At 60.1% G+C, this 19241-nt stretch carries 16 protein-coding genes and 1 riboswitch; of the genes, 5 read left to right on the top strand and 11 right to left on the bottom strand.

Annotated features, from left to right (window positions below):
* Nucleotides 1-28: 28 nt before the first annotated feature.
* The 3 genes from AAAX32_RS06515 to AAAX32_RS06505 all read right to left on the bottom strand — a co-directional run bounded on the left by AAAX32_RS06515 (nucleotide 29) and on the right by AAAX32_RS06505 (nucleotide 2150).
* Nucleotides 29-472, bottom strand: a complete 444-nt coding sequence (locus AAAX32_RS06515; protein WP_347478277.1) for an FxLYD domain-containing protein — start codon at nucleotides 470-472, stop codon at nucleotides 29-31.
* Between the two features lie 164 nt (nucleotides 473-636).
* Nucleotides 637-906, bottom strand: coding sequence for a hypothetical protein (locus AAAX32_RS06510; protein WP_195361209.1), 270 nt, complete (start codon nucleotides 904-906; stop codon nucleotides 637-639).
* A 56-nt stretch (nucleotides 907-962) separates the two neighbouring features.
* A complete protein-coding gene (locus AAAX32_RS06505) occupies nucleotides 963-2150 on the bottom strand; it encodes an N-acetyldiaminopimelate deacetylase (RefSeq protein ID WP_249934359.1) in 1188 nt (395 codons plus the stop codon).
* 144 nt (nucleotides 2151-2294) lie between these two features.
* Nucleotides 2295-2463: riboswitch (Lysine riboswitch) on the top strand.
* Nucleotides 2464-2528: 65 nt separating this feature from the next.
* Between AAAX32_RS06505 and dapA the strand changes: the two genes are divergently transcribed.
* Genes dapA through dapD form a run of 3 tightly spaced genes read left to right on the top strand, consistent with a single transcriptional unit; the run spans nucleotide 2529 to nucleotide 6330 of the window.
* Complete coding sequence (dapA, locus tag AAAX32_RS06500; RefSeq protein WP_349100319.1) at nucleotides 2529-4838, top strand: 4-hydroxy-tetrahydrodipicolinate synthase; 2310 nt, start codon at nucleotides 2529-2531, stop codon at nucleotides 4836-4838.
* A complete protein-coding gene (gene dapB, locus AAAX32_RS06495) occupies nucleotides 4831-5571 on the top strand; it encodes a 4-hydroxy-tetrahydrodipicolinate reductase (protein ID WP_196025600.1) in 741 nt (246 codons plus the stop codon). Before dapA ends, dapB begins: the two co-directional genes overlap by 8 nt.
* A 39-nt stretch (nucleotides 5572-5610) precedes the next feature.
* Nucleotides 5611-6330, top strand: coding sequence for a 2,3,4,5-tetrahydropyridine-2,6-dicarboxylate N-acetyltransferase (gene dapD / locus AAAX32_RS06490; protein ID WP_230317452.1), 720 nt, complete (start codon nucleotides 5611-5613; stop codon nucleotides 6328-6330).
* 133 nt (nucleotides 6331-6463) lie between these two features.
* Here dapD and AAAX32_RS06485 read toward each other — a convergent pair whose 3' ends face one another.
* The 5 genes from AAAX32_RS06485 to AAAX32_RS06465 all read right to left on the bottom strand — a co-directional run bounded on the left by AAAX32_RS06485 (nucleotide 6464) and on the right by AAAX32_RS06465 (nucleotide 13268).
* Nucleotides 6464-7468 carry a nucleoid-associated protein gene (locus tag AAAX32_RS06485; protein ID WP_022094136.1) on the bottom strand — a complete coding sequence of 335 codons (1005 nt, stop codon included), beginning with the start codon at nucleotides 7466-7468 and terminating at the stop codon, nucleotides 6464-6466.
* A 111-nt stretch (nucleotides 7469-7579) separates the two neighbouring features.
* The gene (locus AAAX32_RS06480; protein ID WP_117840191.1) at nucleotides 7580-8740 is read right to left on the bottom strand and encodes an Mbeg1-like protein; all 1161 of its coding nucleotides are present in this window, start codon (nucleotides 8738-8740) and stop codon (nucleotides 7580-7582) included.
* A 114-nt stretch (nucleotides 8741-8854) separates the two neighbouring features.
* Nucleotides 8855-9805: an L-lactate dehydrogenase gene (locus AAAX32_RS06475; RefSeq protein WP_022094138.1), complete on the bottom strand. Its 951-nt coding sequence runs from the start codon at nucleotides 9803-9805 to the stop codon at nucleotides 8855-8857.
* A 201-nt stretch (nucleotides 9806-10006) separates the two neighbouring features.
* Nucleotides 10007-11170: an aminotransferase class I/II-fold pyridoxal phosphate-dependent enzyme gene (locus AAAX32_RS06470; protein ID WP_349100317.1), complete on the bottom strand. Its 1164-nt coding sequence runs from the start codon at nucleotides 11168-11170 to the stop codon at nucleotides 10007-10009.
* A 118-nt stretch (nucleotides 11171-11288) separates the two neighbouring features.
* On the bottom strand, nucleotides 11289-13268 hold the full coding sequence (locus AAAX32_RS06465) for an NAD(+) synthase (RefSeq protein ID WP_349100315.1): 1980 nt from the start codon (nucleotides 13266-13268) through the stop codon (nucleotides 11289-11291).
* Between the two features lie 203 nt (nucleotides 13269-13471).
* Between AAAX32_RS06465 and AAAX32_RS06460 the strand changes: the two genes are divergently transcribed.
* A complete protein-coding gene (locus tag AAAX32_RS06460; protein WP_349100314.1) occupies nucleotides 13472-14425 on the top strand; it encodes a hypothetical protein in 954 nt (317 codons plus the stop codon).
* Nucleotides 14426-14565: 140 nt separating this feature from the next.
* On the top strand, nucleotides 14566-15873 hold the full coding sequence (locus AAAX32_RS06455; protein WP_161155399.1) for a hypothetical protein: 1308 nt from the start codon (nucleotides 14566-14568) through the stop codon (nucleotides 15871-15873).
* 214 nt (nucleotides 15874-16087) lie between these two features.
* On the opposite strand, the gene ettA is transcribed toward AAAX32_RS06455, so the two are convergent.
* The 3 genes from ettA to AAAX32_RS06440 form a co-directional block, all read right to left on the bottom strand.
* Nucleotides 16088-17767 (bottom strand): energy-dependent translational throttle protein EttA, encoded by a 1680-nt coding sequence (ettA, locus tag AAAX32_RS06450; RefSeq protein ID WP_349100313.1) that lies wholly within the window; start codon nucleotides 17765-17767, stop codon nucleotides 16088-16090.
* A gap of 185 nt (nucleotides 17768-17952) precedes the next feature.
* Nucleotides 17953-18657, bottom strand: coding sequence for an SdpI family protein (locus AAAX32_RS06445; RefSeq protein WP_161155401.1), 705 nt, complete (start codon nucleotides 18655-18657; stop codon nucleotides 17953-17955).
* Complete coding sequence (locus AAAX32_RS06440; RefSeq protein WP_022094448.1) at nucleotides 18650-18928, bottom strand: autorepressor SdpR family transcription factor; 279 nt, start codon at nucleotides 18926-18928, stop codon at nucleotides 18650-18652. The genes AAAX32_RS06445 and AAAX32_RS06440 overlap by 8 nt, the downstream gene beginning before the upstream one ends.
* Nucleotides 18929-19241 lie beyond the last annotated feature (313 nt).

Here is a 19241-nt window from a genome sequence, read left to right as displayed (position 1 = left end):
CTTCACCTCCCCCAGTGCATACAACATGCTAGAAACCGCTTACGTCCGAACGCTCCCAACTGGCGACCTGATCGGGAGACACCGTGCCCAGCGCCTCGAACTTCCAGGAGCCGCCCGCCTTCAGATGATTGGTGTTTGCAAGAGCCGTTCCAACCTGGTTGCCATCAGCATCATACAGAACATACTCAATCTGAATGTAGCTCTTTTCCTTGTCCGTGTTATTGGTCAGCGTCCCCGTGATCTTATAGGCAAACTGATTGGAAGTGTCTTCAGCCTCGTCAGCAATGGTATACGGTTCTTGCGGTTCTTTTTGCTCCTCAGCCTGCTGTGTCGTCTCGGCAGGTTTTGCCGAATCGCTCGCAGGCGAATCGGTTGAGTTGCCGCCCATAGAGCCCACGGCACCGACAATAACCAGCACCACGATGACGCCTAGGACAATCTTACCGATCGGCTTCTTTCCCTCTTTTGCCATTATTCATCCTTCCTACGATCCGGCTACCGTGCCGGCACACAGCACATCGTAGGAAGGATTAAACTTGAATTCATTAGCTGAGAGCTAAGGTTGCGGTAAACGGCCAATGCAGTTATCCAAACGCCGAGCAAACGCACTTTGCGCAACCGTCTGCTGGCAGTGCATCAACCCACCGTGACGGATTCCCCGGTAAAGGCACTGACCATCAACAGGACAAAGAACACCAGGTAGCTGACACTCAGCGGGTACGCAATGACCAGGAATACAACCCAGCCGACATTGGTTTTACCGCCGGCACGGCGTCGCTCGCGATTGCGGCAGAGCCAAATCGTCACGCCGATGGCAGTGATAAACAGTACGAGTGCCGCCGCAGCCAGCCCAGCAAGCGCAAACATCACGCCAATGCTCACAGCAATAACCGGAAGCAACAACAAGCCACATCCACACCCACCGGGACTATAAACGGCAGTCTGTCGGCGTCGTTCCATCGTCACTCCAAGCCAAGCAATCGTTTGTAGACATCGAGGCCTTTGAGTAGGATTTCCTCGTCGAAGAGCATGCTATCGGTATGCAGAGCGCTCATCGCATAGGCTGGGCAGTCATCAGCGTCGATCGGGTTTTCTTGTCCTTCTGGCACGCCCGTGCCCAGCAAGAAGAACACGCCCGGCAGATGGCGTTGATAGAACGCGAAATCCTCGGCGATCAGCAGCGGCTCGTCCACAAGTTGCAGCTCGGACAAGGCAAGCGCAATGCAGGCAAACAGCTCGGGGTCGTTATCGACTGGCGGATAGCCCTCGGCAAAGTCGAGATCGTACGTACAGCCTGTTGCGGCACAGGCATCGTCCAGCACGCGGCGCACGCCTTCGCGCGCCCGGTCGAACATGTCGTCCGTAAACACACGCAGGCTGCCGGCAACATGGGCCTCCCCCGCCACCGCATTGCAGACGGTACCGGCCTGCAGCAGACCAAACTTGCCGATACAGGGCTCGTCGGTGCCCAGCTCGTCCATCAGTTCGCGCTCGGCAACCAAGAACTTGGCAGCCGCCAGCGCCGCATCGTGCGACTCCTCGACCGGAACGCCATAGGTCTTAGCGATATGGATGCTCGTCCCGTGAATATGAATGTGTGTCTCACTCGAACGCGCCAGCAGCGGGCCGGAACAGCTCGCCAACGTGCCGGCGGGCAGATCGGGCCACACATGGAAGCCAAAAATGCGGTCGACCCCGTAGCATTCGAACACACCGCTCTCACATACCGTCTTAGCACCACCGGTCGTTTCCTCGGCCGGCTGGAACACAAAGAGAACGTTGCGCCTAATGACGCCCGGCTGCTCGCGAATCGTACGGTCGACATACGTCGCGGCGGCAAGTGCCATGGCCATGTGTCCATCATGTCCGCAAGCGTGCATCTTGCCGGGATGGGTCGAGGCAAAGGCCGCTCCCGTCGCCTCCGCGATGGGCAGCGCATCCATATCGGCGCGAATCGCTGTGGCATGCGCGGCACCAACGCCGGCGTCGAAGAAAGCGCAGACGCAGCTGGGGCACGGATGGGTCACCTCGCAAGCGAGCGGCGCCAACACGCCCTCGATATAGGCAATAGTCTGCGGAAGATCGAAATCGAGCTCCGGAATGCGATGGAGATCGCGGCGATAGCGACGGAGTTCTTGGAGCTCGGTCATAGAGAATCCCTTCGTGAGGCACATCTGTTGCAACTTATTGTGATACAGGATTGTGGCACACATGTTTCCAGCATATTGCTGCATTTTTTAAACGTTATATACGAATACTCTTGTTTGGTAAAGTGCAACGTGATAGGGTCTTTACCACTTGATAGAGGCGCGGGCACGAAGAGCCACGGGCGAGTCGGCAGACTTTGACCCCGTGGGGAGGCGAAACCCGCCGAACTGGGTTTTTCGGGCACGAACAACCTGGTGGGCCTGTGGGAAACACCCACAGGACTGTCTGCAGCAATGCGGGAGCGCTATCCGGACATTGGGTCCACGCTATGCGGATTCGATGCGCAGATGGCGCCGTCTGGATAGCGAGGTTTACGGGACATGGCATTGACCCCCAACGAGGCATATGCGGCCAAGCAGCCGTTTGTGGACAAGGAGACACTCGAGCATATCGTCGAGCAGTTCCCCACGCCGTTTCATCTATACGACGAGGCGGGCATCCGCCGCAACATGCAAGAAGTACGCGACGCCTTTGCATGGAACCCGGGCTTTAAGGAATACTTTGCCGTCAAGGCCAATCCCAACCCGGCGCTCATCTCCATTCTCAACGAATACGGCTGCGGCTGCGATTGCTCGAGCTATACCGAGCTCATGATCGCCCGCTCACTGGGTATCACGGGACACGACATCATGTTCTCGTCCAACGACACACCGGCTGCCGACTTTGAGCTCGCCGACAAGCTGGGTGCCATCGTCAATTTTGACGACATCAGCCACATCGAGTTCTTTGAGCGCGTTGCGGGGCCCATCCCCAAGACGGTCAGCTGCCGCTTTAATCCAGGCGGTCTGTTCCAGCTCTCCAACGGCATCATGGACAACCCGGGCGACTCCAAATATGGCATGACCACCGAGCAGCTCTTTGAGGCCTTCCGCATGCTCAAGGCCAAGGGCGCCGAGAATTTTGGCATCCATGCCTTCCTTGCCAGTAACACCGTCACTAACGACTACTATCCCAAGCTCGCACGCATCCTCTTTAAACTTGCCGTGCGCCTGGAGCGCGAGACCGGCGCACATGTCGCCTTTATCAATCTGTCCGGCGGTGTGGGTATCCCCTACCTGCCCGAGCAGCAGGCTAACGACATTCACGCCATCGGTGAGGGCGTACACGCAGCCTACGACGAGATTCTGGTCCCCGCCGGCATGGACGATGTGGCGATCTGCACCGAGATGGGTCGCTTTATGATGGGCCCCTACGGATGCCTGGTCACCAAGGCCATCCACGAGAAGCAGATCTACAAGGACTATATCGGCGTGGACGCCAGTGCCGTCGATCTGATTCGTCCTGCCATGTATGGCGCTTACCACCACATTACGGTGATGGGCCAGCCGGGTGGCGACGACAAGACCACAGCGCCCGTCACGGACACCTACGACATCACGGGCAATCTGTGCGAGAACAACGACAAGTTCGCCATCGATCGCGAGCTGCCGCATATCGACATGGGCGACCTGCTTGTGATCCACGATACCGGCGCGCATGGCTACTCCATGGGCTACAACTACAATGGACGCCTGCGCTCCGCTGAGGTCCTGTTGCGCCCCGATGGCTCGGCCGACCTCATCCGCCGCGCCGAGCGCCCGGGCGATTACTTTGCCACGCTCGACGTGCTGCCGAGCGGCCGAGAGCTGCTGGCCAAGTCGCGCGCCGAAAGTGCCCGCCGTCGCGCCCAAGACGAGCGCCTGGCAGTCGCCGCCCAATGGAACAAACGCATCCAGATCGCGGACGCGAAGGAGAAGAACATGGACATCCGCAATCTCGAGGGCTCAATCGTCGCCCTCGTCACGCCGTTTAAAAAGGATGGCAGTGTCGACTTTGACGCACTCGAGCGCCTTATCGATTTCCACCTGCAAAACGGCACCGACGCCATCCTCACCCTGGGCACCACCGGCGAGAGCGCCACGATGACCGACGACGAGGACAACTCCGTCGTCGCCGCCGTGGTCAAGCATGTTGCAGGACGCGTCCCCGTCATTGCCGGCTCGGGCTCCAACTCCACGCAGACCATGCTCACCAAGTCGCTTACTTACCAGGGCCTGGGCGCCGACGGTCTGCTGCTCATCACCCCCTACTACAACAAGTCCAATGAAGAGGGTATCTATCAGCACTTTAAGACCGTCGCCGATGCCGTGGACATCCCCTGCATCCTGTACAACATCCCCGGCCGCTGCGGCTGCGGTATCAGCGAGCGCAACGTAGAGCGCCTGGCCGCGCACCCCAACATCATGGGTATTAAGGAGGCCTCGGGCAACGTCGCCTACGCGGCCAAGATCGCCCACCTGCTGTCAGACGACTTCCGCATGTACTCGGGCGAGGACGCGCTTACCGTACCGCTCATGAGCCTGGGTGCTTCGGGCACCATCAGCGTGTGGGCCGATGTGCAGCCGCAGCTCGTACATGACATGTGCCGCGCTTATCTGGACGGCGACGTAGCGCGCGCCCGCGATATACAGATTGCCGGCCAGCCGCTCATCAATGCCCTCTTTAGTGAGGTCAACCCCATCCCCGTCAAAGAGGCGCTCGCCCAGATGGGTATGATCGAGGCAAACTACCGCATGCCGCTGTGCCCCATGGCAGACGACACGCGCTCTGCACTTACCGATGCTCTGAAGGGGGCTGGTCTGCTTGATTAAGACCGTCATTATGGGAACGGGCCGCATGGGCTCGCTCATCCGCACCACCGCCGAGGGCGTTGTCGACGCCGCCGGTCAACCCGTTTTTGATATCGTGGCCCAGATTGGCTTCGATTTGAGCAAGCTCGAGAACGCACCGGCTGCCGATGTGATTATCGACTTCTCGAACGTCGTGACCTTCGATGCCGTCGTCGCCTATGTCGAGCGCACGGGCGCGGCATTGGTCTCAGGCACCACAGGCTACACCCCCGAGCAGATGGACCGTCTGCGTGAGCTGGGCCAGAACACCCGCGTTATGCATTCGGGCAATTACTCCATCGGCATCGCAGCCCTGCGTCATCTAGTGGCCCAGGCCACGCGCGAGTTGCCCGGCTTTGACTGCGAAATCGTCGAGACGCACCATAACCAAAAGGTCGACGCCCCCAGCGGTACCGCCAAGCTGCTGCTCGACGCCGTAGTCGAGGCCGAGCCCGAGACAGGCTACCACCCCGTCTACGGACGCGAGGGCATGTGCGGCGCACGCGATCCCAAGGAGATCGGCATGCACTCGCTGCGCGGTGGCACTGTCGCCGGCGTCCACGAAGTGAGTTTCTTTGGCCAGGACGAGGAGGTCACGCTCACCCACCGCGCCACGAGCCGTCAGATCTTCGTCAACGGCGCCCTGGCCGCCGCCCAGAAGCTCGTCACCCGCGAACCCGGCTTCTATACGTTCGACCAGGTCATGTTTGCCTAACCAGGTATCAACCGAATCCGCCCAAAGGAGAGATAGCAAATGAGTAACGCAGCCGAGATGGATGCACAGGAGATTATCAACTACATCGCCACCGCGCCCAAAAAGACGCCCGTCAAGTTGTACGTGCGCGAGAAGCCGGGCATGAAGGTTGCTTGGGGCGACGCACATGTCTACGGCGGTCGTCGCGGCAAGACCGTCTTTGGCGACTGGGATGAGCTTAAGGCCATCCTGGACGCCAACGCCGATTCCATCGATTACTACGACGTGGAGAACGATTGCCGCAACTCCGCCGTGCCCATGCTCGACCTTAAGGGCATCAACGCCCGCATCGAGCCGGGCGCGATCATCCGTGACCGCGTCGAGATCGGCGATCGCGCCGTCATCATGATGGGCGCCATCATCAACATCGGCTCCGTCATTGGCGAAGGCTCCATGATTGATATGGGCGCCGTGCTGGGCGGCCGCGCCACCGTGGGCAAGAACTGCCACATCGGCGCCGGCACCGTGCTGGCAGGCGTTGTGGAGCCCGCCAGCGCCACGCCCGTCATCATCGAGGACGATGTCATGATCGGCGCCAACGCCGTGGTCCTGGAGGGCGTGCACGTAGGCAAGGGCGCTGTCGTTGCCGCCGGCGCCGTGTGCGTCGAGGACGTCCCCGCCGGCGCCGTCGTGGCCGGTGTCCCCGCCCGCGTCATCAAGATGCGCGACGAGAAGACCAACAGCAAGACCGGCCTGGAAGAGGGCTTACGTCAACTTTAATAGTTACGCGGTTTTGACAAACCGCGTTTTCGCTGACGTATGCCCAACCTGCGGGGCAATTCATCCCCAAACAAGAAGGCCGAAGCCCCAAAGAGCTTCGGCCTTTGCTTTCTCGCTGTAGACGTAACGCAACTTATCGATTCTCGATGCTGCCGATATTCTTGAGTTCGATGGAGATGAGGCCGTTGGGCTCATTGACGAACTCAATGTACTCGGAATTCGAACCCATCTCGGCCGGGAAGCTGATCTCGATGCCCGTATCGGTACGAATCTTGTGATTGCGCACGGCCGCGCGCTCGACCTGCTTGCGCTCCACAGGAACGCGCTCAGGAACCTTCTCCTCGGTCAGTGCCGCGCGCACGCTCTCTTTGATGACCGGCTCGTCCTCAAAGACCTCATCGACGATATCCCAAGGCGGCAGCTCCTCGTCATCCTCGACCTTCTCGGCAACGGCAGCCTTAACCTTAGCGAGCGCTACGGCCGTATTGGCACCGTGTTCCTCGGCGACTTCCTCGACCACACGCGTCACGGTGTCGATGACCTCCTTACCCGATACGCCCGTGTCGCACTGCAGCAGGCCATCGGGGATAAGCATACGATCCTCGCCGGCAATCTTGCGCTTCTTGTCCACGTAGCCGATCTCCATGGTGCTCGCGCGCACGATGGCATAGCTTGGCACCTTTTGCGAGGGATTCGGCAGAATAGCGTAGTGGCGCGCGATGTCGTTGCGTACCTCCCCTTCCTCGCGGCCCACCTCGTGCATAAAAGCCTGCTTGGAGCCCAGCAGCATCACGGCAAACCAGCGGGCATCCTCATCGTCGTCAAAATCAGCCACGAGCACATCGGTAGACTCGGCTTTCTCGGCTTTGGTGAGCTCGGAGGAGATAAACTCCGCAATCTGCTGCGACAGGTCCACGAATTCGCGCTCGCCAAAGAAATAGCCCTTGAGCTCGCCGCCGAACGCAGAGTTCTCGGCAAACGTGGCGCGTTTATTGTCGGCCGAGGTGCGTGCGCGGCGCAGATGCGTGGTTACGAAATTGCGCACGGTACGACTTTCGATATCGAGCTCGCGCTGGCTCATGACGTTGACGGCAGAGTCAAAGTCCAGGATATGCAGAATCGCGTGATTGATTTTCATATACGGCATTCCGTTCTAGATCGATTTCGGCACGAACCAGTATAGCGGTCGATCCCGCCCCAGGCGCATCGAAGATTGGTGCATCGGGGACAGGTTGCTTTGCACCAATGGTTAGCGCAGGAGCTCGGACTGCCAAGCCTCGAGCTGTTCTGCCAAGCTCTTGCCGGCAGCGGGCATGTCGATCTGGGGACGTTTGGGCAGAAGCGCACACTTAAGAATCGCAACGATAGTCTGCGAGACAAAGCGTCGTGTATCCTTGTCAAAGCCTTGCGCAGCCTGGAGCATCACGGGCAGGCTCTCGCGCAGATTCCCAGCGATATCCGCAAACCGCTCAGCACCCGTAGCCTCAAGCACGGAGAACAACGCATCTACAAAACGCTCGCGCTCGCTAGGCGACACCGCAAGCAGCATCTCGCGAATGGAGCCATCAACGTATCGAGCACCGGCGGACAGGCGCTCACAGTACACGAAGTCGCGACCATCAACCACCCAGCTAAAGGGATTATGCTGAAGCAGGCTGAACTCGGTGCTCTCAACGATGGCATAGTCCTCCTGTGTCTCGAAAATCATGCCAAAGATCGACGACCGAGGTAGCGTCTTGTCGATTCGACCGGATAGGTCGGCGAAGGCGTTGCCGCTCAGAAACTCCTCGACGAAGCCCGGACCATCATGGGAATACGCCCGTTCGATTCGCTCACGGGCGACATCGGGGCACATCGCCGCACCGTACACCGCAAGGTTTCCACCCTTGGAATGACCTCCGCACAAAAGCGGCCCGTCAATCGCATCCGCCGCCTCGTCCACATAACGCGTCGCGGATTCCTGGGCCGGCACAGGACACCGGAACGCCATGTTAAAGTCCTCTTTCCAGCCCACAATCGTGCTGTCGGTCCCCCGGAAGGAAAGATAGCTAAACCCCGCCGGAAACCGGAACGCCATGGCTGCAAACTGCTCTGTCGCCACCACATCGCTCACGGCACGATAGCCGCAAACGTGCACGCCACGGTAGCGAGGGCTTGCTGCCACGGCCTCCAACAAGGCCCTGCTCCCCTCTGGGTCCCACAAGTCGTCAATCATGTCCCGGTAGCACTCGGCACGCAGCAGCTCGCGTACGTCTAGGCCCTGCCAGTCCGTCAGCTCCGCCATATCACCCGGCAAACGCAAATAGGACAGCCACGCAAAGACCAGGCTATCCACCGCGCAGAACGGCCGCTCCTCAAACGGATCAAACGCCGTCTGGGCATAGGTCAAAAAATTAGGCGAATCCGACATGGCCCTCCCATCAACTATGGTGCATTGGGGTCAGGTTACTTTGCACCAAAAAGGCGCCCGGACCGTGTGGGCCCGGACGCCTTCATTGTAGCTTTTCGCTCTAGCGAGCTTGATTTAGCAGGAGAAATCGACGCTGTCGATGATGTCCTTGAGGGCCTTGGCGGAGACGGTGAGCTCATGCTGCTCGTCATCGTTCAGCGGCACGGGGACGCGGCAGACAACGCCGTCGCGGCCAACGACGGTCGGCATGGAGATGGCAAGATCGGACAGGCCATACTCGCCCACCATGAGCGAGGAGACAGGCAGAACGGTCTGCTCATCGCGCATAACGGCGGTGCAGATGCGCTTGACGGCCATGGCGACGCCATAGTAGGTGGCGTGCTTCTTCTCGATGATGGTGTAGGCGGAGTTCTTGACGTCCTCGGCGATACGCTTCTCGGCAGCCTCATGCTCCAAGTGGCCGTGAAGCTCACAGAAGGTGTTCAGCGGAACGCCGGCAACCTGAGCGCTGGACCAAGCGACAAACTCGGAGTCGCCGTGCTCGCCCATGACATAGGCCTGGACATCGCGCGGGTCAACCTCAACGTGGGCACCAAGCATCTGCTGCAGGCGGCCGGTGTCGAGCACGGTACCGGAACCGATGACGTGGCCCTCGGGCAGGCCGGACATCTTGATGGCGGCGTAGGTCAGGACATCGACCGGGTTGGAGACGATTAGTAGAATGCCGTCGAAGCCGGACTTCTTAATCTCGGGGATAATGGACTTAAAGATGCTGACGTTCTTGTTGACCAGGTCCAGGCGGGTCTCACCGGGCTTCTGGGCAGCGCCAGCAGTGACGACGATCATGGCGGCGTCGGCGACATCGGAATAATCGCCGGCGTAGATCTTCATCGGCTCGGCAAACGTCATGCCGTGCGCGATATCCAGGGCCTCACCCTCGGCACGGTTCTTGTCCACGTCGATGAGGACCATCTCGGAGAACAGACCACTCTGCATCAGTGCGAACGCCGAAGACGAACCGACGAAACCGCAGCCGACAATAGCGACCTTCTTCTCGTTAACCATTAGAAACTCCCATCTCTCTCCACAAACAAGCCGCCCGGGAACGACCCGAGCGGCTTGTCGTAATCCCAATACATCCAATCGGGACTTTGATTATGCTCCTATTCGCAGCCAAAAATCGACCGTTTACCGAAATTGTTTGCAGTATTCGTAAAATAACTGCACGAAATCGGTTTCGAGCTATTGACGAGTCGAAATAGGTTTCTAATACAAGCCCGCCTCGCGAATGGCCTCGACAGCCAAAGCGATCTGATCGGGCGGCAGGACCAGTGCCATACGCACGTGCCCCTCGCCCGAAGGGCCAAAGCTCGCGCCCGGCGTCACCACAACGCCGGCCTTCTCCATAAGCTCCTCGCAAAACGCCATAGAATCGGTGCGACCACCGGGAAGCTTGGCCCACACAAACATAGAGCCATGCGCGTTGGGTCGCTCCCAGCCCAGGCCCTCAAGACCGTCGCACAGGGCATCGCGGCGCTCCTGGTACTTCAGACGCTGCGCCTCGACCTCATCGCGCGGGCCATTAAGGCACGCGATGGCGGCCTTCTGGATCGGGAAGAACATGCCAAAGTCAATCTGGCTGCGCAGCTTGGCGAAGGCCGAGACCACATCCTCGCGACCGACCAAAAAGCCGATACGCGCACCGGTGACGTTAAACGACTTGGAGAGCGAGAAGAACTCCACGCCCACCTCAAGCGCACCGGGATACTGCAAGAAGCTGCCGCCCGGCTCGCCGTCGAACACGATGTCGGAGTATGCGTTGTCGTGAACGATCAACAGATCATGTTCGCGGGCAAAGGCGATAATCTCCTCGTAGACCTCGGGCGTGCCCACCGAGCCGACCGGGTTCGCAGGCAGCGACACGATCATATACTTGGCACGATCGGCGACCTCGGGGTCGATGCCCGCCACATAGGGCAGGTAATTGTGCTCGGCGACCAGTGGATAGTACTCGAGCTTGGCGTCGGCGATCTTGGCGCCCGCCTCAAAGACCGGATAGCACGGATCGGGAACCAGAATGGTGTCACCCGGATCGAGCAGGGCCAGGCCCAAATGGCCCACGCCCTCCTGCGTGCCGTTGCACGACTGCACCATAGACGGCGTAATGCCCGAAACGCCAAAGCGGCGCTCGTAGTAATCGCACACGGCCTGCTTAAGCTCGGGCAGATCGCGCAGGGCATACTTCCACATCTCGGAATCTTGGGCCGCCTGCGTGAGCGCCTCGACCACGTGGTCGTACGGCTTAAAGTCGGGCGTGCCCACGCTCATGTTGTAAATGGTCTTGCCCTGAGCCTTCAGCGCGAGAAGCTTGTTGTTGAGCGAGGCGAAGACCTCCGCGCCAAAGCGGTCGAGACGCTGCGATGCCTGCATGGTGCCACCTTTCGATATAAAAAACGCGGCGCTCCGACAAGAGCGCCGCGCGATACGGGCCATCAGATTGCAAAAGTGTAACGCTTACAACCCCCGTATTGGTTCAATTTAGCCAACCTTAGTCAACTGGATTGAGCGCGTCGATCTGCGCAAGCCACAGACGCGAGCTAGCGTCACTCGGCATACGCCAATCGCCGCGCGGGCTGAGCGTCACCGAGCCCACCTTGGGACCATCGGGCAGGCAGCTGCGCTTAAACTGCTGGGCAAAGAAGCGACGGTAGAACGTACGTAGCCACGTGTGGACGGTCTTGGCGTCGTAGACGCCCTCGAAGCTCTTGAGCGCCATGCGGTAGATCTTGCCCGGCTCAAAGCCAAAACGCAGCAGGTAGTAGAGGAAGTAGTCGTGCAGCTCGTACGGGCCCACCAAATCCTCGGTCTTCTGCGCAATCTCGCCGTCGCCCGTGGGCGGCAGAAGCTCGGGGGACACCGGCGTATCGAGGATATCGAGCAAGACCTCGGCAATGCGCCCGCCAAAGACATCGGCGGCATAGCGTACCAGATGGCGCACAAGCGTCTTGGGCACGCTCGCGTTGACGGCGTACATGCTCATGTGGTCGCCGTTATAGGTAGCCCAGCCGAGCGCCAGCTCCGACAGGTCGCCCGTGCCAATGACAAAACCGCCAGCCTGGTTGGCCAGATCCATCAGAATCTGCGTACGCTCGCGCGCCTGGCTGTTCTCGTAGGTCACGTCCTGCACGGCCGGATCATGCTCAATGTCCTTGAAGTGCTGCTCCACAGCCGCGTGGATCGAAACCTCGCGGAAGCTCACACCCAGGTCGCGAGCGAGCGACTCGGCATTCGACTTGGTGCGATGCGTCGTGCCGAAGCCGGGCATGGACACGGCTGTGATACCAGTGCGCGGCAGCCCCAGCGCATCGAAGGCACGCACGGTCACAAGCAGCGCCAGCGTGGAATCGAGACCGCCCGAAAGGCCGATAACGGCCGCCTTGGTGCCCGTATGGGCAAGGCGGGTCTTGAGGCCCGCGGTCTGCAGGTCGAGGATGGTCTCGCAGCGCTCAGCCAGGTCACCATGGTCGGCAGGCACGAAGGGCGCGCGGGGGAAGACACGGTCTATGCCGAGCGCATCGCGCAGAACAGGCTCTTCGGCGAGCGAGCCCTCAAACGAGAACTCGACGGTCACGGCCTCCGGCGCATCGTCCGCGCGCGTCCATGTCGTCGAGCGACGGCGCTCAGCAACCAGACGGTCAAGGTCAACGTCGGCGATGGCCATATCGCAGGTAAGCAGTTTGGTCGCGGCGAGCTTGGAGCCGTTTTCGTAGACGAGGTTCTCGCCCGCAAAGACCATGTCGGTCGTGGACTCGCCCTCGCTCGCGTCCGCGTAGGCATAGGCGCAATACAGGCGCGCGCTCTGGTTGGAAATGAGGCTGCGGCGGTAATCCGCCTTACCGATAATCTCGTCCGAAGCCGACGGATTGAGGATCACCGTCGCACCGGCAAGCGCCATCTCGGTCGAAGGCGGCGCCGGCACCCACAGGTCCTCGCAAACCTCAACGCCCAGCACCATATCCTCGGCACCCTCATCACAGCAGCGGTAGACAAGCCCCGAACCCAGCGGAACCGGACCCTGACCGGCAAACTCAACCCACACAGGATCTGCGGGCGCCGGAGCAAACCAGCGGCGCTCATAAAACTCACCGTAATTGGGCAGATACTTCTTGGCCGTGAGGCCCAAAAGCTCGCCCGCGCAGCACACGGCGGCGCAGTTGTAGATATTCTCGGCAACTGCAACGGGAAGACCGATGGTAAAGACAATCGGCAGCCCGCGGGTTTCATCGAGAATATGTGCCAGTGCGGTCTCGCAGGCATGCAGTAAGGTGCGGTTATGGAACAGATCGGCCGCGGTATAGCCAGTCAGATTAAGCTCGGGCAGTACCAGCGCGCGAACGCCACGCCCGGCAGCATCGCGAACAGCCGCCAGCGCAACCTCGGCATTGCCCTCGACATCGGCCACGCGAATCTGCGGCGACGCCGCCGCCACACGCAAAAAGCCATCAGACTGAGAAAGGTGAAGATTCATAAGAATGCTCCCGTGCGTAAACGCTATTCAACACAATTAGCAAGCCCTATTGTAGTTCAACCGCCGGGTGGAACCGCATCCCACCAACTTGGTGAGCAATTGATGAGTTGATGGTATCTGTTAAATGTCACGTACGATTCACATCTGGTGGGTACCCTGATGGCTACACGAAACGAAGCAGATTTACACCGGGAGGACCCCGTATGACAACCAAGTACACCGACGCGCCGCGCACGCGCGTCATGACGCCGGCATCGCTCAACAACGGCGTGCACGAGAACCATTCCATTGGACAGACCATGGCCATCGCGCCCAAAAAGGGCCTGTTCGACGACATTTCCATTCCCCAGATCATCGCCGGCGCCGCAGCTGCCGCCACGAGCGTGGCGCTTGCTTCAAAGATCGGCATTGCCGGCTCGGTGATTGGTGCCGCTGTGAGCTCAGTCATCACTGTTGTGTCCTCGCAGGTCTATCGCCACTTTATCTCCGCCAGCGCCGAAGCAATCAAGGGCACGCACGCCGACGTCGACTACCCCGCCGGCGCCTATGAGCCCGTTGAGCCCAATGTCGAGGAGCACCTAGGTGGCGCCGCGACCACGCAGGAGATGCGCCAGGTTGCGGGACGCGCGACCACGGCGCGCGTCGCCCCCAACAGCCTGCGCGCCAAGGCGGCGGCAGAGCGCAGCCAGACACAAAAGAAGGTCATCGTCTTCTCGATCGCCATCGCCATCGTCGCGGTCATCGCCTGCGCCGGCGCCATCCTTATCACCACTGCCGGTGAGGGTCTGGGCGAGCGTCCCGAGCCAATCCTGTCGTCGCGCACGACCGAGAGCGATGCAAATGGCGACACCCAGTCGCAAGATCAGCAGGCACAGGCGGACGACACGCAAGACAGTTCCACCTCTGCCAATTCGTCCTCGAACACCCAAAACCAATCGCAGGGCACCGATTCCTCTACGGCCAACAGTGGCACGCCGTCCGGCACGACCGACTCAAGCCAAACGACTGACGGTTCACAGCCGAACACGGGAGGCCAGACGAGCGACACCACGTCGGGAACGGGCACGGCAGACAGTAACAACACCAACAGCTCGAGCGGAACCGCTTCCGGCACGGCATCTGACAACTCGAGCCAAGGCACGGCATCGGGCAACTAAGTACGTTTGCCTCTCATAGATAACCGACCTGTACAACGGGCGCGAATCGAAAGCGGTTCGCGCCCGTTTGCCTTGGGCGCCGCCATGGCGAACGCCATGCGATGGTAAGATGCTTTACATGTGTAAAGAGGAGATTTGCCATGAGCAAGACAATAGTTAGGCCCACGCTTTCGCTGGGCAACCACATCTATCTGTATCGCCTGCTGCGCGATGCGATTGGATGCGGCAAGCAAACGTTTATGACGCAGGTCGAGGAGGCACTCGCCGCTGGTGATATGGCCGCTTATGACCTGGGCTTTGAGTCCACGCGCGAGCTGCTCGAGGAACTCGACGACTGCATTAAGCTGACCGTCTTTAAGGGCGGTCGCCTGTATGCCACCGTCATCGCCAATGAGGCCTGGGATACCGCCCTTGCCAAGGGCGAAGACAAGCCCAAGGCTGCCAAGGGCGCCAAGCAGTCCTACAAAAAGAAGAAACGCGGTGAGAAGGACCTCAAGGCCGTGCGCCCCAAGCACGTTAAGCGTCCCGAGCCCGAAGCCATGGTTGAAGCCGCGCCGGAACCCGAGCCCGAGACAGAGATCGAAGTCGCTATTGAGGTAACGGCAGAAGCCGAAACCGAAATCGCCGCCACGACCGATTCCGAAGTCATATCCGAGCAGGAAGCAACTGTGGAGCTCAACGAAGCGCCCAAGTCGACAACCGAAGAAGCCGCTGACCAACCCGAGCCGTCTGCGTTCCAAAACAGCGATGTCTTTGGCGACGAGGCCGAGGACGATCAGTCCGACGAGCCCGCAGATCAAGACGCTACCGAGTCGGCGCCGGAGCCCGAGACGCCGCAGCCCGCCATCTCGCTCACGGTCGTCTATGACCCCGAGAATGCCAATGCCGGCATCACCACCATGGCATCCACGCCCATCGAGGCAAAGTCGAGCGTCGAGAATGAGAGCGCGACGCAGGTTGAGGTTGAAACTGAAGCTGCAGACGCGCCCGTCACCGTGAAGCCCGCAGATTCCACAATCAAGCCGAAGACGACGCTGGAGTTCGCACCCGTCATCGAATCCGTGCCCGCCTCTGCTTGCGACCAAATTCCCGCACCGGCACCGGCTTCGGTACTCGCAGAGGCCCCAACCCCCGCACCCGTAGCGCCCGCCATCCCCGAGGACTTCCCCGTCGATTTCGCAACCGAGGTCTTCTGCCCCGGCCCGCTTCTGCACCAGTTGTCGACCTATCTCCCCTACGGCGCCGACACGCTCGGCATCATCGGCGAGTACTACTGGATCGCCCGCGAGCTCGGTACCATCGAGGCCGCGCGAAACCGTGCAAGCTTCCCCCTGCACTATACGCAGGCCGGCGAGCGCCACGAAGTCACCGTGCGCATTCGCCGCAACACCACCGGTGGCCTCGGATCCACCTGGGCCATCGATAAAGTCGAAGAACCCGAGCAGTAACGACAAACGGCTCAAATCCAAATCAGGATTTGAGCCGTTTTTATTTGTTGATGTTGCGTAACCAACAGCGAGCGGGCCGCAAGTGCCCCAGGTTGCCGTGAAAGAGGAGCGACGCGTACTTCGGTACGCGAGCGACGGCTTGAACGGCAAGATGGGGTGCTTGCGACCCGCGCAGCGTCGAGCAGTTACGCGGTTTGGAAAACCGCGTAACGATCTAGTCGCGCGTCAGCTTACGGTAGATACGATGCGGCTGGGCCGCGTCCTCGCCCAGGCGCTCGATGCGGTTGGCCTGATAGGCCTCGAAGTTGCCCTCGAACCAATACCAGTTGCCCGGGTTCTCGTCGGTGCCTTCCCACGCCAGAATGTGCGTGGCGACGCGGTCCAGGAACATACGGTCATGGCTAATGACCACCGAGCAGCCCGGGAACTCGAGCAGCGCCGCTTCGAGCGAGGACAGCGTCTCGACGTCGAGGTCGTTCGTAGGCTCGTCGAGGAGCAGCAGGTTGCCGCCCTGCTTGAGCGTGAGCGCCAGGTTCAGACGGTTGCGCTCGCCACCGGAAAGTACGCCAGCGCGCTTCTGCTGGTCCTGGCCCTTAAAGCCAAAGCTCGCCACATAAGCGCGGCTCGGAACCTCGGTCTCGCCGACCATCATGTGGTCCAGGCCGTCCGAGACGACCTCCCATAGGTTCTTATCGGGGTCGATGCCGGAGCGGTTCTGGTCGACATAGGAGATCTTGACGGTCTCGCCCACCTCAAGCTCGCCCGAAGTCAGCGGCTCCAGACCCACAATCGTCTTGAACAGCGTGGTCTTACCGACACCGTTGGGGCCGATGACGCCCACGATGCCGTTGCGCGGCAGGGTGAACGAAAGGTCATCGATGAGCACGCGGCCATCGAACTCCTTGTGCAGATGATGGGCCTCGAGCACCTTGTTGCCCAAACGCGGGCCCACAGGGATGCGGATGTCGGTCCAGTCGAGCTTCTGGCTTGCGCGGGCCTCGGCCTCCATCTCCTCGTAGCGAGCCAGACGGGCCTTGTTCTTGGCCTGACGGGCCTTGGGCGAGCTGCGCACCCACTCGAGCTCGGCCTCCATGCGCTTGGCGAGCTTGGCGTCGCGGTTGCCCTGTGCCTCGATACGGGCGGCCTTGGTCTCCAGATACGTGGAGTAGTTGCCCTTGTAGGGATAAAGGTGACCGCGGTCGACCTCGCAGATCCACTCGGCAACGTTATCCAGGAAGTAGCGATCGTGTGTGACGGCAAGCACCGCGCCCTGGTAGTTGTGCAGGAAGTGCTCGAGCCACAGGATCGACTCGGCGTCCAGGTGGTTCGTGGGCTCGTCGAGCAGCAGCAGGTCGGGAGCCTCGAGCAGCAGCTTGCACAGGGCCACGCGGCGGCGCTCGCCGCCGGAAAGCACGTTGACCGGCATGTCGGAATCGGGCAGCTGCAGGGCGTCCATGGCCTGGCCGAGCTTGGAATCGATATCCCAGCCGTCGGCGGCGTCGATCTCGTCCTGGAGCTTTCCCATCTCAGCCATGAGGGCGTCCATGTCGCAGTCCGGGTCGCACATCTCCTCGCCGATCTTATTGAAGCGATCGACCTTGGCGATCATATCGCCAAACGCCATGCGCACGTTCTCGATAACGGTCTTGTCGTCGTCGAGCGGCGGCTCCTGCTGCAGGATGCCCACGGTGTAGCCGGGGGTGAGCCTGGCATCGCCGTTGGAGACCTCCTCGATGCCGGCCATAATCTTGAGCAGGGTCGACTTGCCCATGCCGTTGGGGCCCACGACGCCGATCTTGGCACCGGGGTAGAAGCTCAGGGTCACGTCGTCAAGGATTACCTTGTCGCCATGGGCCTTACGAGCCTGATACATCTGGTAGATAAACTCCGCCATTTGCCTGTTTTATCCTTTCTACCTGCTGTTTCCCTATTCTTGTTTCGCCTAAGTGGAAACGAAATGGAAAAACCAGCTCTGAAACGTAACGAAAAAGGGGCATGGTTGCCCATATCCCCTAATACTACCTGGGAAAAGTTCCCCCGGAACATACTATGAACTGCGTACGCTAGTTTTCCGCAACCTTAGCGAGCGGCTCGCTGCGATTTGCGCCACAGCAGATACGAGTAGACGTAGACGGCTCCAACCGAACCAAACGCCAGAACCGCAATCACCGCGGCGACGACTTCACTCGAAAGCACGCTGCCTGCCACGCCCATCACAATCAGGCCAAAGCCCAGCACCATAAAGCAGGCACCGCCAAAGCGCTGCGTACGGCGCCAGTTCTCGGGATTGGCAAGCGCCCAAGGCGTCTTGATACCGAGCGTATAGTTCTGCTTCACACGCGGCAAGTAGTTGCCTACGCCGATGAACAGCAAACCGACAACACCGGAAATCAGCACGTTGACCGAACCGACCGCCGGCACCACGCCCCAGACCGTAAGCTCTCCCAGCCAGCTTATGGCGCACATGAACAATGTGAAGGCGATTACGAAGCCCTGATAGAACTTGCCCGAGGTTCGATATGCCTCACCTTTGGGATCGATGCGCGGCACCACGCAGAACATTGCGAGAAGCACCAGAGGCAGCACGCCGAGCGCGGAGGCCATCCAGCTGGGACCCCAACCGTCGACGGCGCCGTTCGCGCCCCAGTGCGTGGGAATCTGCCCAGGCAAGCTCGGCATCACCATGAGATGCGCTGCGACATTGGCGACGCACAGAGCGACCAGCGCAATCCACACGCGCGACGATACCCCCGTGGGGTGAATGCCCTTGTTTTCGTTATTCATCCTTATCACCTTCCGTGTTTGTAAAGCCCATAAACCAACCGATCAAGTCCTGCATGACGGTAGTGTTTAAGCTGTATACGATGTTTTGACCATGACGTTCGTCGGTTACCAACCCGGCGTTTTTGAGCGTCGCCAAGTGATGGCTCAGCGACGGCTTACTGATATCGAAATGCTCGGCAAGCTCCCCCGCCGTGCAATTGCCCTCGCGCAGCAACTCCAAAATGCGCCGTCGCGTTGGATCGGCAAGCGCCTTAAAACCCTCTCCCGGCATAAGACCCCCTTTCATCATCTCTCATGACGCGCACACTATACTCGATATTTAGATGTTTGTCTAATTATCTAATACAGGAACATCTATAGAACATTCGTTCGTATTTAGCTACAATGGAAGTTGAAGCAGATGGGCCAGCTCCCTCTACCCGAGAAGGAGATGGACTATGAGTATTGACGATGTCCTGACGTTGTTATTGCTTGTAATCGCGGCTGTGGAGCTCGGCATCCACATTGGAGGTCGAATGAAATAGCCGCCCCCGCGTAATGCGAAGACGGCCACTTCTCACGCTACAAACGTGTTTGGGAGTTGG

Origin of the sequence: Collinsella sp. CLA-ER-H3, assembly GCF_040092425.1 — a bacterium.
GTDB lineage: Bacteria > Actinomycetota > Coriobacteriia > Coriobacteriales > Coriobacteriaceae > Collinsella.
This window is presented reverse-complemented; position numbering and strand designations above follow the sequence as displayed.

Coding starts and splice junctions, on each gene's coding strand:
- AAAX32_RS06515 (WP_347478277.1), bottom strand. CDS start 472: ATGGCAAAAGAGGGAAAGAAGCCGATCGGTAAGATTGTCCTAGGCGTC.
- AAAX32_RS06505 (WP_249934359.1), bottom strand. CDS start 2,150: ATGACCGAGCTCCAAGAACTCCGTCGCTATCGCCGCGATCTCCATCGC.
- dapA (WP_349100319.1), top strand. CDS start 2,529: ATGGCATTGACCCCCAACGAGGCATATGCGGCCAAGCAGCCGTTTGTG.
- dapD (WP_230317452.1), top strand. CDS start 5,611: ATGAGTAACGCAGCCGAGATGGATGCACAGGAGATTATCAACTACATC.
- AAAX32_RS06485 (WP_022094136.1), bottom strand. CDS start 7,468: ATGAAAATCAATCACGCGATTCTGCATATCCTGGACTTTGACTCTGCC.
- AAAX32_RS06480 (WP_117840191.1), bottom strand. CDS start 8,740: ATGTCGGATTCGCCTAATTTTTTGACCTATGCCCAGACGGCGTTTGAT.
- AAAX32_RS06475 (WP_022094138.1), bottom strand. CDS start 9,805: ATGGTTAACGAGAAGAAGGTCGCTATTGTCGGCTGCGGTTTCGTCGGT.
- AAAX32_RS06470 (WP_349100317.1), bottom strand. CDS start 11,170: ATGCAGGCATCGCAGCGTCTCGACCGCTTTGGCGCGGAGGTCTTCGCC.
- AAAX32_RS06465 (WP_349100315.1), bottom strand. CDS start 13,268: ATGAATCTTCACCTTTCTCAGTCTGATGGCTTTTTGCGTGTGGCGGCG.
- AAAX32_RS06460 (WP_349100314.1), top strand. CDS start 13,472: ATGACAACCAAGTACACCGACGCGCCGCGCACGCGCGTCATGACGCCG.
- AAAX32_RS06455 (WP_161155399.1), top strand. CDS start 14,566: ATGAGCAAGACAATAGTTAGGCCCACGCTTTCGCTGGGCAACCACATC.
- ettA (WP_349100313.1), bottom strand. CDS start 17,767: ATGGCGGAGTTTATCTACCAGATGTATCAGGCTCGTAAGGCCCATGGC.
- AAAX32_RS06445 (WP_161155401.1), bottom strand. CDS start 18,657: ATGAATAACGAAAACAAGGGCATTCACCCCACGGGGGTATCGTCGCGC.
- AAAX32_RS06440 (WP_022094448.1), bottom strand. CDS start 18,928: ATGCCGGGAGAGGGTTTTAAGGCGCTTGCCGATCCAACGCGACGGCGC.